Annotated in this window: 13 protein-coding genes; 10 read left to right on the top strand and 3 right to left on the bottom strand. The window is 34.9% G+C overall.

Going from position 1 to position 15,905, the window contains the following annotated elements; translation table 11 throughout:
• Positions 1-133 precede the first annotated feature (133 nt).
• The 3 genes from BJL90_RS20240 to BJL90_RS22485 are packed head-to-tail and all read left to right on the top strand — an operon-like array spanning position 134 to position 2,097.
• A complete protein-coding gene (locus BJL90_RS20240; protein WP_070972501.1) occupies positions 134-781 on the top strand; it encodes a cobalamin B12-binding domain-containing protein in 648 nt (215 codons plus the stop codon).
• Position 782: 1 nt separating this feature from the next.
• The gene (locus tag BJL90_RS20235) at positions 783-1,940 is read left to right on the top strand and encodes a uroporphyrinogen decarboxylase family protein (protein ID WP_070972499.1); all 1,158 of its coding nucleotides are present in this window, start codon (positions 783-785) and stop codon (positions 1,938-1,940) included.
• Between the two features lie 13 nt (positions 1,941-1,953).
• A complete protein-coding gene (locus tag BJL90_RS22485; RefSeq protein WP_169824249.1) occupies positions 1,954-2,097 on the top strand; it encodes a hypothetical protein in 144 nt (47 codons plus the stop codon).
• A 240-nt stretch (positions 2,098-2,337) separates the two neighbouring features.
• On the opposite strand, the gene BJL90_RS20230 is transcribed toward BJL90_RS22485, so the two are convergent.
• Together BJL90_RS20230 and trmB are read right to left on the bottom strand one after the other, a co-directional pair.
• Complete coding sequence (locus BJL90_RS20230; protein WP_070972498.1) at positions 2,338-3,033, bottom strand: helix-turn-helix domain-containing protein; 696 nt, start codon at positions 3,031-3,033, stop codon at positions 2,338-2,340.
• 93 nt (positions 3,034-3,126) lie between these two features.
• Positions 3,127-3,768: a tRNA (guanosine(46)-N7)-methyltransferase TrmB gene (trmB, locus tag BJL90_RS20225; RefSeq protein WP_070972496.1), complete on the bottom strand. Its 642-nt coding sequence runs from the start codon at positions 3,766-3,768 to the stop codon at positions 3,127-3,129.
• 372 nt (positions 3,769-4,140) lie between these two features.
• Between trmB and BJL90_RS20215 the strand changes: the two genes are divergently transcribed.
• Entirely contained in the window at positions 4,141-5,598 is a 1,458-nt protein-coding gene (locus BJL90_RS20215; RefSeq protein ID WP_236904969.1) for a pyridoxal-phosphate dependent enzyme, read from the top strand.
• Positions 5,599-5,695: 97 nt separating this feature from the next.
• Here the strand turns inward: BJL90_RS20215 and BJL90_RS20210 are convergent, their stop codons facing one another.
• Positions 5,696-7,765: a methyl-accepting chemotaxis protein gene (locus BJL90_RS20210; RefSeq protein ID WP_081562132.1), complete on the bottom strand. Its 2,070-nt coding sequence runs from the start codon at positions 7,763-7,765 to the stop codon at positions 5,696-5,698.
• A 523-nt stretch (positions 7,766-8,288) separates the two neighbouring features.
• Between BJL90_RS20210 and BJL90_RS20205 the strand changes: the two genes are divergently transcribed.
• From BJL90_RS20205 to BJL90_RS20180, 6 genes are all read left to right on the top strand, one after another.
• Positions 8,289-9,170, top strand: coding sequence for a chemotaxis protein CheV (locus BJL90_RS20205; RefSeq protein WP_070972491.1), 882 nt, complete (start codon positions 8,289-8,291; stop codon positions 9,168-9,170).
• A 111-nt stretch (positions 9,171-9,281) separates the two neighbouring features.
• Positions 9,282-9,794: a GNAT family N-acetyltransferase gene (locus BJL90_RS20200; RefSeq protein WP_070972489.1), complete on the top strand. Its 513-nt coding sequence runs from the start codon at positions 9,282-9,284 to the stop codon at positions 9,792-9,794.
• Positions 9,795-9,818: 24 nt separating this feature from the next.
• Positions 9,819-10,451: a hypothetical protein gene (locus BJL90_RS20195; RefSeq protein WP_070972487.1), complete on the top strand. Its 633-nt coding sequence runs from the start codon at positions 9,819-9,821 to the stop codon at positions 10,449-10,451.
• Positions 10,452-10,601: 150 nt separating this feature from the next.
• Positions 10,602-12,299 carry a M3 family oligoendopeptidase gene (locus BJL90_RS20190; protein ID WP_070972485.1) on the top strand — a complete coding sequence of 566 codons (1,698 nt, stop codon included), beginning with the start codon at positions 10,602-10,604 and terminating at the stop codon, positions 12,297-12,299.
• Positions 12,300-12,540: 241 nt separating this feature from the next.
• The gene (locus BJL90_RS20185; protein ID WP_070972484.1) at positions 12,541-13,896 is read left to right on the top strand and encodes a DEAD/DEAH box helicase; all 1,356 of its coding nucleotides are present in this window, start codon (positions 12,541-12,543) and stop codon (positions 13,894-13,896) included.
• An 88-nt stretch (positions 13,897-13,984) separates the two neighbouring features.
• A complete protein-coding gene (locus BJL90_RS20180) occupies positions 13,985-15,892 on the top strand; it encodes an ABC-F family ATP-binding cassette domain-containing protein (protein ID WP_070972482.1) in 1,908 nt (635 codons plus the stop codon).
• Positions 15,893-15,905 lie beyond the last annotated feature (13 nt).

The following is a 15,905-nucleotide window of genomic DNA, read 5'->3' as shown; positions in this document are numbered from 1 at the left end:
GCAATAAAAAAGAGAAAACGTTATCCGTAGAGTATTCAAAATATTTATTTTGTTAATATGCTTACAATACTTTAACTACATTTCAGTATATAAGTAGTTAAAATTAACCTATAATTTCAAGGGGGAGTTAGTAATGGAAATGGCATTGGATTTAAAAGTATTAACTGAAGCAGTGGGAGAACTTGATGAAGACAAAGTAGTAGAAATGTTAAATGAATTTGTAGCAAGTGAGCCAACAGAAGAAGAGGCACAAAAAGTTGTAAATGCATGTCAGCAGGGTATGGCAATTGTAGGAGATTTATTTGATAAAGGTGAGTATTTCGTAGGAGACTTAATCTTTGCTGGCGAATTGCTTTCAAGTGCTATTGAAGCATTAAAGTCAGTAATTGGTTCTGGAACAACAGAAAAGGTAGGCACCATCGTTCTTGGTACAGTAGAAGGCGATTTGCATGATATTGGTAAGAACATATTTAGAAGTATGTCGGAGGCTGCTGGCTTTGAAGTTTATGATATAGGTATAGATCAATCGGTAACTGCGTTTATAGAAAAGATCAAAGAGGTTAAGCCTCAAATTCTTGGTATGAGTGGTGTTCTAACCCTAGCAATTGATGCTATGAAAAATGTAGTTGATGGTTTAGAAAAAGAAGGATTGAAAAATGATTTAAAAATTATTATTGGCGGTAATCCTGTAACAAAAGAGGCTTGTGAACATGTTGGTGCAGATGCCTTTACTACCAATGCAGCGGAAGGTGTAAAAATTTGTCAAGGATGGATGTGTTAAAATGGAGAATACAGTAGTCTTATCTCAGGAGAGGACCCAGTTATTTAAAGACCTCTATAAAGGAAAAATACCTAAAAAGGTACCCATAGGAGTGAAATTCTATCCGGAATTTTGCATGCAGTATGCTAACATGGATTTAGTCGAGGTTCAATGGAATACAGAAAAACTTGAAGAAGCATTTGATAAAGTATGTAAAGATTTTGTTTCTGATGTAGCACCGATTTCTGCCAATAGATTTATTTCCTTCTATGAGTTATTGGGAGCTAAAACCTTCGTGATGGGTTCAGGTGGGTTTATACAACATCCAGAACTTCATGGATTGGAGCCTGATGAATATGATGAATTTATTAAGGCACCCTATGACTGTATTGTAGAAAGAGTGTTGCCGAGGCTATATACTAAGCTTGATGCAGATGCAAATACGAAGGCATTAACCTTAGCAAAAGGAATGAAGGCTTTTTATGATGAGTTTGGAAACTTTGGAGCAATAAAAGCAAAAATGATTCAGAAATATGGCTATGCAGTTTTACCACCAGCTTCTACAACTTTCTGTGAAGCTCCCTATGATTTTATTGCTGATATTATAAGAGGATTCAAGGGGATTTCTAATGATATCAGGAGACATCCACAAAAGGTTTTAGAAGCCTGCGAAGCAGTAACACCTTTGATGATAAAAAAAGGTACGCCACCTGTTCCTTCTATGGATGGAGAAACAGTCATACCATTGCATATGGCGCCTTATATGCGTGAAAAAGATTTTGAAAAATTCTATTGGCCTACATTTAAAAAAATGGTAGAAGCGCTTGCAGCCAAAGGCCAGGGGATCTATCTATTTGTTGAGCATGATTGGATGAGATATTTAGATTATTTATATGAATTACCTGAAAATACAAGAATGAGATTTGAATATGGTGATCCAAAGCTGGTAAAAGAAAAGTTAGGAAAAAAACATATCGTTAGTGGATTTTATCCTCTTTCTTTACTTAAGAGTGGAACAAAGGAAGAATGTATTGATAAAGCAAAAGAACTTTTAGACATCTTAGCACCTGGAGGAAAATATTATTTTGATTTAGATAAAGTTGCAATAACCGTAGACAGTATTAATGTTGAGAATTTAAAGGCTGTGTTAGAGTACATAGATGAAAAAGGAAAGTATTAAAGGAGAGATGAATATGGATTCAAAATATTATAAAACTTGGAAAGAGTATAAAGCAGCTTGCCCCGAGATCAATGAGGCGCTTGAAGCAGCTATGGCACCTAAAGTACAAAAATACGAAGATATGCTATTTAACTTTATTTTATCTTTAGTATTATAAAAAATAAGTTGCAAAAGATTCAAAGAAGAAATTGTTGTATAGGTGTAGGTCTTTAAACTTGAATTTTAATATCTAAGGTCTTCGGGAAATTATAACTTGATTTTTATCCTCCGGTGTATTGCTAAGACCCCCACCTGCGTTAACGCTTAGAGGTGGGGGTCTTATACCTTAAAGCAAAATTATGATAAATTTGCTTACAGTTCAGGGGGAGCAAAAACTCCCCCTGAATTAAGTCTCATTTTATTTAAAGTCAATTTCTACCCGAACCAACTTGCCTAGCACTTTAATCTCTTTTCTATCTTTTATAAGGGCTTTACCATCAAGTCCTTCAACGAACTGAATTTTGTTGTTACCTTCTGCCTTTTTTAGCTTCCTTAGACGCTTTTTATCATCATATTCTATTAGGTGAAAGGCACCATTGGTAAACTCTTGGTTTAAATAGATCAGACATCGATCTCCTTTTTTAATTCTATATTGTGTCAGGAGATCATCTGAAATTTCTATATAGATCAACTTGTCTGGATGAAAACCTTCTACTTTCTTATCGATAATGGGAAAACTCTTATAATCTTTGATGGCTGTCATCTGCATATCATAAATAGGAATTTTTTTTATGATATTAGATAATGCGTCTTCCCATTGGGCTAAAGGCTCTACTTCTGGTCTTTTTATAGAAGATGAAGGTATGAGTTTTTGCGATTTTTTTTCAGTTGTTTCTTTTTTATCGTCAAAAGATACTTCTAACACCATACTTTCTTCTAAATTAGAACCCAATACTTTAGAAATTTGACTGAGTAGTTTTTCGTTGATAATTTTGCGACCACTTTCAATATCTAAGATAAAGGACTCTGTCACTCCACATTTTTTCCCTAACTGTTTAGGGGTAATACCTTTTTTCACTCTCTCTTCTTTGATTCTGTCTCCCACGCGGCTCATGCGTTCACCCCATTTTCCTTGTTCATTTCTTTTATGCTATTATAACTGTTAATTCGTTACATAACTATATTTAACAATAGGCAGTAAAAAATGTCAATTTCTTTTTATCCCTTCACATCGATAGATTTTCATTCCCATAGCAGAAAATTTATCTTCATATTCTGTAGTAATACCATCATTTGTTTCACTATGATGCAGATCAAAAGTAATATTGTTTAAACGGAAATTTTCGTAAGAAAATTCATTTAAAGAGAACTCAAAAAGTTTTTCGTTATCTGTTTTAAAATGGACTTCTCCTTCTTCGATTAAAATGGATTGATACTTCTGTAAAAAGCGCCGATGGGTAAGTCTACGCTTTACCCATCGCTTTTTGGGCCAAGGATCACAAAAATTAATATAGATTCTACTTAACTCTTCTTCATCAAAGATATCATGAATTTTATTGATATCATACCAAAGAAATAAGATGTTTTTTAATTTTTTGGCTTCTGCCTTTTCTACAGCCTTTAATAAGACTTCTTCCTTAATTTCAATGCCTATGTAATAAATATGAGGATTCATCTCTGCCAAGGTGCTGATAAATTGGCCTCGCCCTGTTCCTAATTCCACATGAATTGGTTTTTGTTCATGAAAATAGTCCTGCCAATGGCTTTTATACTTTTCTGGTTCTCTGCATAGATAGTCCTCATAACTTAATAATTTTTCTTTTGCCCCAGGCTTTTTTCTTCTTCTCATTTTGAATAAACTCCTTAGCTATATTTGATATGGTTTATTATATCATGACTTGTGCTAATCTTATACCTATTTTCAATCTCTGCAAAAGGAAAGACAATCTATTTGTTATATGAATATGCGCCTATAAATTTTACTAGGTTAAGGATAAAACTGAGACCTTATGTACTAAAATTCAAGGTTATGGAAGCATATCCATGGGTAAAATTGCCTCAAATTTTAGGTTATGGTATAATATGGGATAAATCATATCAAACGCTGGATAGAGGGAAAAAAGAAAAAATAGGGGATGTATACTATTATATTCCTAGGTAGAAATAGGCAAAATATATTTTAGAAACCTATAGTGTTAGAAGTCGCAGGAGTGACAGCCCTTTGTACAATTCTTTTATGGAGGCTACAAAGCAATACATCTGTTCTCTTGCTTGTAATAAAGAGGAGGTAAAAATGAATAAAAATACGATTATCAACATGGTGGGTAAAACCCCTTTGGTAAGAGCAGAAAGTCTTGAAAAGGAGCTAGGTATTTCAAAGATTTACCTAAAACTTGAGGGAAATAATCCGTCAGGACAAAGGATTGACCGACTAGCATATCTATTAGTGAAAGATGCTATTTCTATCAACAAAAGGACCCTATGCGTGGGAACCTATGGTGCACTATCCAAGTCTCTAGCATTAATATCTCAATACTATGATATCAAATGTGTCTTTGTTTTTCCTATTAATAGTAAAGTAGCAAAAAACAAGATTTTTCATAAAGATAATATTGAAGTAATTGAATATGGTAAAACACAGTTTGATGCTATTAGCTATAGCAAAAAACTGTCTGAAGAAAATAAGTGGTATAATGCCAGTTTGGGAATGGAAAACAATATCCTCAATATGACATCATTATCTTTTATAGCGGATGAGTTACATCAACAGGTGAAGGGGGAAATAGATAGTGTGTTTTCTCTAATGAGTTATGGTTTTTCAGTTTCTGCCCTTAATTTAGGTTTTAGACAACTATGGATTAATGACAGTATAAAAAAACTTCCTAAGCTGTATAGCTGTACAATTAATGAAGGCAATGTAATTTATGAATCATTTAAAAAAAATAGCGAAAAAATTATTTCTTTACCTAATGAAAAAATCAAAGTTACCAAGTATAATAGACATTTGTTAAACTTTAATAGTTCTATTGCCCAAGATGCTCTTGATTCAATCTATGATGCCAATGGTAAGATTACTGGAATAAGCGAAGAAGAATTAGTAAAATATACAAACGAATTTAAAAGCATTGAGAATATTAAGTTTAGCACAGAAAATGGTTATGCCGTGGCAGGATTTATGAAGGAAGCAAAGAATGGCAACTTGTCAGAGGGAAATCACGTTATTCTATTAGATGATGGTCGTGTAGACTTAGATGTAAGAAGAGTTCAAAAAAATGATGTAGACATGTCTGTTGATGAAATCGTTAACCTCATGAATGAATGGTTAATGGAGTATACGGACCCTCTGTATGAAATCAAAGAAGCATTGCAATCGGCTTTTGACAGAGGGTTTGTACTGATGGCCTATTACAATAACCAATTAGCTGGAACCGCTGTGATTGTTCATACAGGATTTGAGAACTTTATACCTACCTATCATTTAGGTTATATTGCTACCAAGAGGACGATTAAAGGCAGAGGTATTGCTACGCAGCTTCTGAGTGAAGCAATAGAGGTATCTAATGGAAACATCTCTCTCCATGTTGAACAAAACAACAATAGAGCAATTAAACTGTATGAAAAAATGGGATTCAAAAAATCCTACCTTAGAATGATTCATGAATCTAGAAGCGGGATATAAAATGAGACTTATAGAAAAAAGCATCAAAAGGATGGCCATAGGGCTTTCTTTTGATGCTTTTATTTCATGAAATCACTAAAACCCCTTATTGAAAGACTTATATCTTAAAACTATCTACAACACTTTTTAACCGTTGGGAGCTTTCTTTTAACTTAGCTGCAACCCCTGTGACTTCATTAGTTTTTTGAGAAATGATAGATGCTCTTTCAGCTATATTCTCAGAGCCCGCTGCTGATTCGTTATTAGCAATGGATATTTCATTGATGATCCTTCCCATATTTTGTATAGAAGCATTTAGTTCTTGTGCAGTTCCACTAAAATCAGTAACTAAATCCTCGATAGATTCAGCATCTTTGGCGTAAAGCTCTCCTGTATCAACCATCGCTTTATAGTCATTTAGTACAGTTACTTCGATAAAATCCAATGCCTTTTCAGAGTTTTGCGTTAGGTCTTTTACCAAGGAGATGACAGTTTTCGTAACCTCTTGAATCTTATTAACCGTCTTCTTAGAGTCCTCTGCAAGCTTTCTAATTTCATCAGCAACCACCGCAAACCCTTTACCAGCTTCCCCTGCCCTAGCAGCTTCTATTGCAGCATTCAAGGCAAGGAGATTGGTTTGTGCTGTGATTTGCAAGATAGATTCTGCCAATAAGTTAATAGTGTCAACTGCCTTTGATTGTTCTATAGCTGACCGTAAACCTGTATCTACACTTCTGCGTAGATCGTCTGCTTTCTTTTGAGATGTAACAGCATTTTCTTTCAAATTTTCTGCTCTTTTACTTATTTCACTTGAAGTTACAGCCCCTTCTTGTGCCTTTTGGGCAATCGATTCCACTGCTTTTTCAAGTTCATTTGAAGAAGCATTCATTTCTTCTGCTGAAGCTGCAGTTTCCTCCATACCGGCTGACATTTCTTCTGTTGTTGCTGATACATCTTCTACCTGCGAATTTAACTCTAATAATTGATGGTTGGTTTCAACAACGAAATCTTCTAAATTTCTAGACTCCTGAAGAATTGTTTTAATCATATCTTTAATAGACTTTTGCATCATATCCATGGAGGTCATCAAGGTCCCGGTTTCATCCTTAAGTGTCATGTATCTCTCTGGAATACTTTGGGAAAAATCTCCAGTAGCTATGATTTTTATATGTTCTACAGCCTTCCGAATAGGCTTGGTAATTCTAGATGTAAGCAGCATGGTTATAAATGTAGCTATAATAATGCTGATGACTACCACAATGCTTAAGCCCTTTTTAAGAGCATTGATTTGTGAAAGATATTGAGATGTAGGCATAAGGCTTATAATATACATATCTAAATAATCACTTTTCTCATAGGCGGCTATATTTCTAACGCCATTCATTGTAAAGAAACTATAGCCAGAAGGATTAGCCATTAATTCCTCATAAAAATCTTTTATGTCTCCCTCTTCTTTGCTAAAATCAAAGCTGAGAACCTGTGATTGATCTTCGGATGAAATAACAAGTCCCGATGAATTAATCAAAAGTGTTTGCACGTTATGCTTAGAATTTCCTTTAAGAATGCCTTCTGTCATTGTTTCCAAATCGAAGGCTTTTTCTATAGTTCCAAGGAGCTGTTGAGAATCCTTAGTAAAAATAGGAGCAGCTGCTAGGATAACAGGCCTCTGTGTCACAGGTGAAAGATTATGGCCTCCTACACCAGCCTTTGGGTTTCGTAGAAAACCATGGCGCCATCCAGTAGTATCTAATTCTCTGCCTATAGATTCTCCACCTAGTGCATCCATCAGCACTATAACTTTTGCATCATCATACCAAGTATAGAAGACATTTTCATATAGACCATTTGAATTTTTTCGGCTTGCTTCAATAATGTTAGAAATTCTTTCTGCTTTTATGGAATCTAGCTGATTTGTTTCTGCAAACTCTTGATATGTATCTACAGTAAAGGGTTGATTTGCCATAGATTCAATCAATTTTACCTCACCCTGCAAAGCAATTTCTATTTGATTTTTCTTTTCAGCGGTTAAAGAGGATAAGGTACTAACAATCGCATCTTCTAACGAACGGGTAGAAGATGTGCTGGCATAGATAAAGCTAATTAACATAGGTACAATAATACAGAGAATTGATGTAAAGAAAATCTTACTAAACAAGCTATTGGTTTTCACGATTAATTTTTTTACCATATAACAATACCTCCATTCATAGGAATTTAAAGTGAAATTTGAAGCCTTGTTTGCTGCTTGAATTTACATTAATGGAAAAGATTTACTTGTGTTTACAAGTATATCACCTCTGTCGACTTGTTTCAATTAGATATTGCAAAATTTGTCGTAATTTTAAAAAAATTAAATAAGTAAATAGGTCATAAGAAGGATGTTTCATAAAGTTCAATGGATTGTATTAGGAGTAATAGGCATTTTTCTTGCTTCTCAGGCTATAGACTTTTTAAAATTTCCTTTTGATAAAAAAGGTTTTCTAAAAAATATGTCGAATATAATTATTGAATTGTAAATATGCAACTTTTATGATAAAGACATTGAAAACAGGTTGTAAATCCATAGAGGATCAACAAATTGGTATAAGTACATTGGTGATTATGTGAATGTCCTTGGGGTAAATAATAAAATAGAGCTACAATAGCCATAAAATAGAAGCGTATAATAAAAATTATTAAAATAAATTATCCACAGAAAAGGAGGTTTTAAATTGAAACAAGAGATACTTTTAGAGAGCGGTATTAATGAATTGGAAATCGTTATATTTAAAGTAGGAGATAGTTTGTTAGGAATTAATGTGGCGAAGGTAGAGTGCATCATTACAGCTCAGCCGGTTACAAAAATTCCAAATGCTCATAAAAATGTTAAGGGAATTATTAATTATAGGGGCAGAGTCATACCGGTAATGGACTTAATTAAGTCGTTAAAGAAGAATTGTGAAAAACCTTTAAATGAAAGACTTTTCATCTTGATACATATCAACAATAGTGACTTTGCTGTTGAGGTCAGTTCAGTGGTAGGGATTAAAAGACTTTCTTGGGAAGACATTGAAATCCCTTCATCGATTATTGTAAATGAAAATGAGACACCTATAACAGGAATTGTTAAAACTGAAGAAAATGACTTGGTGTTAATACTAGATTTTGAAAAAATTCTAGCAGATATAGATCCATCATTGGCATTGAAGGAATCAAAGATTATAGAGGGACTAGAAGGGAAGAAACTTGTAGTAGCCGAGGATTCAAGTTTTTTAATAAAAGTTGTAAACGAGTCTTTTACTAAAGCTGGAGCAATCGTAGAAAAGTTTAGTAATGGTAAAGAAGCGCTATCTTATTTAGAAAAAGTTTCTAAGGATGAAATATATTGTGTTATTACTGATATTGAGATGCCGATTATGGATGGTTTAACTTTAACCAAAAACATAAAAAGCAATGAAAAATTAAAGGATATACCAGTAGTTTTGTTTTCTTCCATTATCAGCAATGATTTGAAACATAAAGGTTTAAGTGTCGGGGCGGATGCACAAATTACCAAACCAGAAATCGATCAATTGGTAGATATGGTAAGAAATATTCGTAAAAAGACGGTTTAATCTACTATCTAATAAGTATAATAAAAATATGTAAGATTGGTATAAAATATTGAATGCGTTGGTTAAATTACCCTTAGCCAATGCATTTTATTTATACAAGGAGGAAAAAAGATGATAAGAGAAGCAACAGAAGATGACTTACAAAATATTTTAGAGATATATAATGATGCGATTATAAATACTACAGCAGTTTATCAGTACAAGGCCCATTCCCTAGAGGACAGAAAAATCTGGTATAATAAAAAAAAGGAAGAGGGATATCCTGTCTTAGTGTTTGAAGGAGACGAAAAAGTTCTTGGTTTTGCCACCTTCGGCCCCTTTAGAGCATGGCCAGCCTATAAGTATACCATTGAGCACTCTGTATATGTCGATAGAAATGCCAGGAACAAGGGTGTGGGAACTGCGCTGATGAAGGCAATCATTAAAATCGCTAATGAAAGAGAATTTGCTACGCTGGTAGCAGGAATTGATGAAGCCAATGAAGAAAGCATAAAAATTCATGAAAAGCTGGGCTTTAGATTTTCTGGAAAAATAGAGAAGGCAGGATATAAGTTTGGCAAGTGGCTTAACCTTGTTTTTTATCAACTGGACCTCATAGGACCTAAAGTACCGATAGAGGAATAACGAAAAAAAGGATGCTGATAAATAATGATGCAGATGATAAAAGATTTTCAGTGGAAAATAGACAGAGCAAAGATTTTTGACAGGATAAACTGTCAACCTGATGATACCCTCTATCAGCAGTATGAGGCTTTGTTAAGAGAGTTAAAGGTGCTGGCAGATCCTATAGGTGTTTATAAATATCAAAAAAGGTGTTTTGAGGGTCCATACCAGTTGGTAAACAACTGCAGTCATATTGTTTATTGCTTTGTTTCCATAGATAACAAAGTAAGCGACCGTATACAGTACTATTTTGAAATAGGAAACTACTTTAAGGGCATATTATTAGATAGTATGGCAGATCAGATGTTGTTTTCTATAAGTGATGAAGTAGCAAACAGTGTATTTATTGAAGCAGAGAAAAGATTTCTTGGCTTAACGGGCAAAATAGAGCCGGGTCAAAAAGAGATCCCGCTGGAACTACAAGAAGAAATCCTTGCGAAGTTGAATGAGGGGGAGAGAAGACCTATTGCCGCTAGGGTTACAGAAGGTTTTATGCTAGATCCTTTAAAATCCATGACATTTATGTATGGGGCTGATAAAAGTCTTCCCTTGGTTCCAAAGGTTCATGATTGTAAAGAATGTAGTAGCATGAATTGCCAGTTTCGCCAAAAACTATAGGGAAAGCTTAATCCTTAGCATATTAAAATGTATAGGTGCATATCCATATAAAAAAATAACGGCGTCATAGAGATGGTTCGAGGGTTTTCTAGATGGGAAATGTAGCAAAGAAAATGAAGTGTTAGGATAAACAAGGATAGGAGGACATAGATGTTAACTTTTAAAGATTATCAATACAAGAGACCTAATATGGAAAGGTTTCAGAAGGAATTTGAAACCCTATTAAGTCAGTTTAGTAATGCAAGTTCTTTTCCGATTCAAGATTATGTTATGAGAAAAATCAACACACTAAGAAGTGAATTTGAGACCATGGAGGCTTTAGTACATATAAGACATACCATCGACACCACGGATGAATACTATGAGAAGGAAAATGACTTTATTGATGAGATAAGACCTGTCTATGAGGGTTTAATTCATAAGTACCATCAGGCATTGACACATTCTAAGCATAGAAAACAGCTTGAAGAACGATGGGGAGAGCAGCTTTTTAGGATAGCTGAAATCCAACTTAAAACCTTTTCAGACGAGGTGATTCAAGACCTTCAACGAGAAAATAAACTTGCAAGTCAATATACAAAACTAAGGGCTTCAGCAAAAATCATGTTTGAAGGAGAAGAAAGAAATCTGTCTCAAATGATACCCTTTATGGAATCAAAGGATAGAAGTGTAAGGAAGGCAGCCCAAGAGGCATTCAGCAGCTTTTTTGTGGAAAAAGAGGAAGAATTTGATGCAATCTATGATGGACTTGTAAAGGTTCGTACCAGCATTGCAAAAAAACTAGGTTATGAAAATTTTGTAGCTTTAGCTTATGCAAGGCTTACGAGAACCGATTATCATGCAGAAATGGTGGCTAATTATAGAAAGCAAGTTTTAGCAGATGTTGTTCCATTAGCTACAAAGCTAAGAGAAAGACAAGTAAAAAGACTTCAGCTGGACAGCTTGAAATATTATGATGAGTCTTTGGAATTTTTAACAGGAAATGCCTTTCCGAAAGGTTCTCCTGACTGGATTATTGATCAGGGAAAGAAAATGTATGAAGCGTTATCACCAGAAACCGATGAATTTTTTAACTATATGTTACAAAAAGAGCTGTTAGATTTAGTAACGAAAAAAGGCAAAGCGGGAGGAGGATACTGTACCTATTTGAGCAAGTATAAGTCACCCTTTATATTCTCCAATTTTAATGGAACATCGGGGGATGTAGATGTACTGACACATGAGGCCGGTCATGCTTTTCAAGTATATTGCAGCAGAAACTACGAAGTACCCGAGTATATATGGCCTACCTTGGAGGCTTGTGAAATTCATTCTATGAGTATGGAGTTTTTCGCATGGCCATGGATGGATTTATTCTTTCAAGAAGATGTAACAAAATATAAATTTGCTCATTTAAGTGGTGCATTATTATTTATTCCCTACGGTGTTTTGGTAGATGAATTTCAACATTGGGTATATGAAAACCCAGAAGCAAGCCCTGCTGAAAGAAAAAGGATGTGGCGGGAACTTGAAAAAAAATACTTACCCCATCGAGACTATGAAGCCAACAGCTTCTTAGATAGAGGTGGTTTTTGGTTTAGACAGGGGCACATCTTTGGCAATCCTTTCTACTATATAGATTATACCTTAGCTCAAGTTTGCGCCTTCCAATTTTGGACCATGGCTAAGGAAAACAAAGAAAAAGCATGGCAGTATTACCTAACTCTTTGTAAAGCAGGAGGTAGTAAATCCTTTTTAGAGCTTGTGGCGTTAGCAGGTTTAAGAAATCCTTTTGAAGACGGCTGTATCAGGTCTATCATTCCTCCTATTGAGGCATGGTTAAATGCTGTAGATGATATAAAGCTATAAAAGTTGAAGATATAGATTAACTTGATATTTATTGATTTTTCAAGGATTTTACCTTAATGTTATATTTAAACCTTAACATGAACTTTACTAAAAGAGCTGTCCAAAGTAAAATGAGAACAGCTCTTTTAGATATGGGCTAGATTGTGCAACAATTTATTTAGAATAGCAATTATGGTAGAATGAACTGAACTGCTGTTACCAATAATAATGAAGACAATTAAAAACAAGAGAGGAAATGAATATGAGAAAAAACTTTTTTAACCTTGGCATTGATACGGAACTAGAGAATCTATTAAATAAAAATGGTATTGTTGAGCCCACCCCCATACAGGCACAGACGATTCCACCACTATTGACGGGCAAAGACGTGATTGCTCAAGCACAGACAGGTACGGGAAAAACCTTTGCTTTTATGCTGCCGATTATGCAAAATATTGATGTAAAAAAACCTTTTATACAAGCCTTAATCATGACCCCTACCAGAGAACTGGCACTTCAGATTACGAACGAAGCTAAAAAACTTATCTCTGCAAAGGGTATCAATGTGTTAGCAGCATACGGCGGACAAGATGTAGACAAACAGATTCGGAAATTAAAACAGGATGTACATATGGTGATTGGTACGCCAGGAAGGCTTTTAGACCACCTAAGAAGAAGAACCATTGATTTTCGTCAATTAAAGATGTTGGTGCTGGATGAAGCGGATCAAATGCTTCATATGGGGTTTTTACAGGAAGTAGAGGAAATCATACATCAGACCTCAAAAAACCGTCAAACGATGTTGTTCTCCGCTACAATGCCTAAAGAAATACATCACTTAGCTTCACAATACATGAATAAACCCATTCATATACGAGTAAAAAGCGATAAAATAACCTTAGATGAAATCAAGCAGCTTGTTATTGAAACCACCGATAGACGCAAGCAGGCGGCACTTTTTGAAACCCTGGGCAAGTATAATCCATTTTTAGCCATTATCTTTTGCCGTACAAAGCGTCGTGCCAGTGCTTTGAATGAAGCTTTAATAGAAGGGGGTTATGCCTCAGATGAATTACATGGGGACTTGAGTCAGGCAAAGCGTGAGAAGGTAATGAAGGCCTTTAGAAAAGCAGAAATACAGCTTCTTGTAGCGACAGATGTGGCTGCTAGAGGATTAGATATAGAAGGAGTAACCCATATATTTAATTATGATATAGCACAGGATGCAGAAGCTTACATTCATCGTATAGGCCGTACAGGGAGAGCTGGTCAGACTGGTGTTGCCATTACCTTCGTAACACCAAGGGATCAACATAACTTAGCCTTAATAGAAAAAGGGATCAACATGAAGATAGAACGACAGAAATCAGATGAGGAGAAACGAGAAAAAAGTATAAAATCAACACAGGATGCGAGGGAATTCAGAGAAGAAAAAAATAAGAAAAATAATAAATTTAAAGACAGAAGTCCTTCTAAGGATAAGAAGTTTGGAAAAGGAAAGCGTACCGACAATAAAAAAGCCTTCAACAGCAATAAAGAAAAATCTGCACAAGACAAAAAGACTACGGGTAGAGGTTCCAGATCCACCAGCAAAAATACTAGGAAAGCCCCAAGATAGCAGAAGGATAGGAAAGTATTTGCTCTTTTCTCTTGAATGTGTTATAAAGAAAATAGAATAACAAATGGTGATAGAGAAAGGGAATAACATGAATCTTTTAAGTGCAGAAAACATCTCAAAAAGCTATAGCGAAAAACAATTATTGAACAGGATTAGTTTCGGTATTAACGAAGGAGATAAAATAGGTGTAATAGGTATTAATGGTACAGGCAAAACCACTTTATTAAAAATTATTGCAGGGTTGGAAACACCAGATGAAGGGAGAGTTATCAAAGGAAATGCTGTCAGGATAGAATATCTTCCTCAAAATCCTTACTTTGATGCGAAAGCTTCTGTATTGCAGCAGGTGTTTAGAGGTAACTCCCCGGTGATGAGACTAATAAGAGACTATCAAGAAGCTATTTATGATCCCAATACACCTAATGAAAAAATAATAAAGCTTACACATGATATGGATGCACTAGAGGCATGGAACATAGAAAGTGAAGCAAAGATGATATTAACTAAATTAGGAATTGGTGATTATAATGCAAGGGTAGGGACATTGTCTGGAGGACAAAGAAAAAGGATTGCCCTAGCAGCTGCCTTGATTCAACCATCGGAACTGCTAATTTTAGATGAACCTACCAATCATCTGGACAATGACACCATTGAGTGGTTAGAACAGTATCTTAATAAAAGAAAGGGTGCTCTTTTGATGATCACCCATGATAGATACTTTTTAGATAGCGTAGTAAATGAAATGCTGGAATTAGATAGAGGAAATATCTATCTCTATCAAGGGAATTATAGCAGTTTTTTAGAAAAGAAACTGGAACGAGAACAAATCGAAGCAGCCAATGAGAAAAAAAGACAAAACCTGTTGAGGAAAGAGCTTGCTTGGATAAAAAGAGGTGCAAAAGCAAGAACCACCAAACAAAAAGCTCGAATTGATCGTTTTGAAAAGCTCAGTGAAGAAAATAAATATGTTCCTGATGAAAGTGTAGAAATCTCTGTGGCCTCCACCCGCTTGGGAAAAAAAGTCATTGAGATGAAACATATAAATAAGTCCTTTGATGGCAAAAAAGTGATAGATGATTTTAGCTATACTTTGCTTAGAAATGATAGGATCGGGATTATAGGAGCAAATGGTAGAGGGAAATCAACCCTTCTGAATATCATGAGCAGTAGACTGCAACCGGATGTTGGAGAGATAGAGATAGGAGAAACTGTAAAAATCGGTGTGTATGCCCAAGAAAATCAACATATGCAGGAAGATTTAAGGGTGATAGAGTATATTAAAGAAGCGGCAGAATATGTAACTACAGCAGAGGGAGATAAAATAACAGCATCACAGATGTTGGAAAGGTTCTTGTTTCCTTCTCATTTGCAGTGGACACCTATTGGAAAACTATCGGGCGGAGAAAAAAGAAGATTGTATCTACTTAGCGTCTTAATGGCATCACCTAATGTCCTTTTTCTAGATGAGCCTACCAATGACCTTGATATAGAAACTTTAACAATTTTAGAGGATTATCTTGAAGATTTCAAAGGAGCAGTGATTGCGGTTTCCCATGATCGATACTTCTTAGATCGGATGGCAGAAAAGATATTTGCTTTTGAAGATAAGGGGAAGATCATTGAATATACAGGAAATTATTCAGACTTTAAAATAAATTATGCTATAAATAAAATTGAAGAACCAAGTCATATCTCAATAAAGAAGTCTAAAGAAGCTGATGGTAAAACCTCTAATTTATCGAAGGAAAAACCCCTGAAGTTTTCCTTCAAAGAACAGAGAGAATATGAAGAAATAGATGATATTATTGCTGGTCTTGAGGAAAAAATCCAAGAAAAGCAAGAAAAAATTCACGAAGCATCCTCAGATTATGCACGCTTACAACAACTATTAAATGAAAAGGAAATGCTAGAGCAACAGTTGGAGGAAAAGATGGAACGATGGATGTATCTGAACGATTTAGCAGATGCAATTGCAAAGGAAAAACAAAATAAATAATAGTTAACAAGTT

Source organism: Clostridium formicaceticum, assembly GCF_001854185.1.
GTDB lineage: Bacteria > Bacillota > Clostridia > Peptostreptococcales > Natronincolaceae > Andreesenella > Andreesenella formicacetica.
The sequence above is the reverse complement of the archived record's forward strand: the minus strand, read 5'-3'. Positions and strand labels throughout refer to the sequence as shown.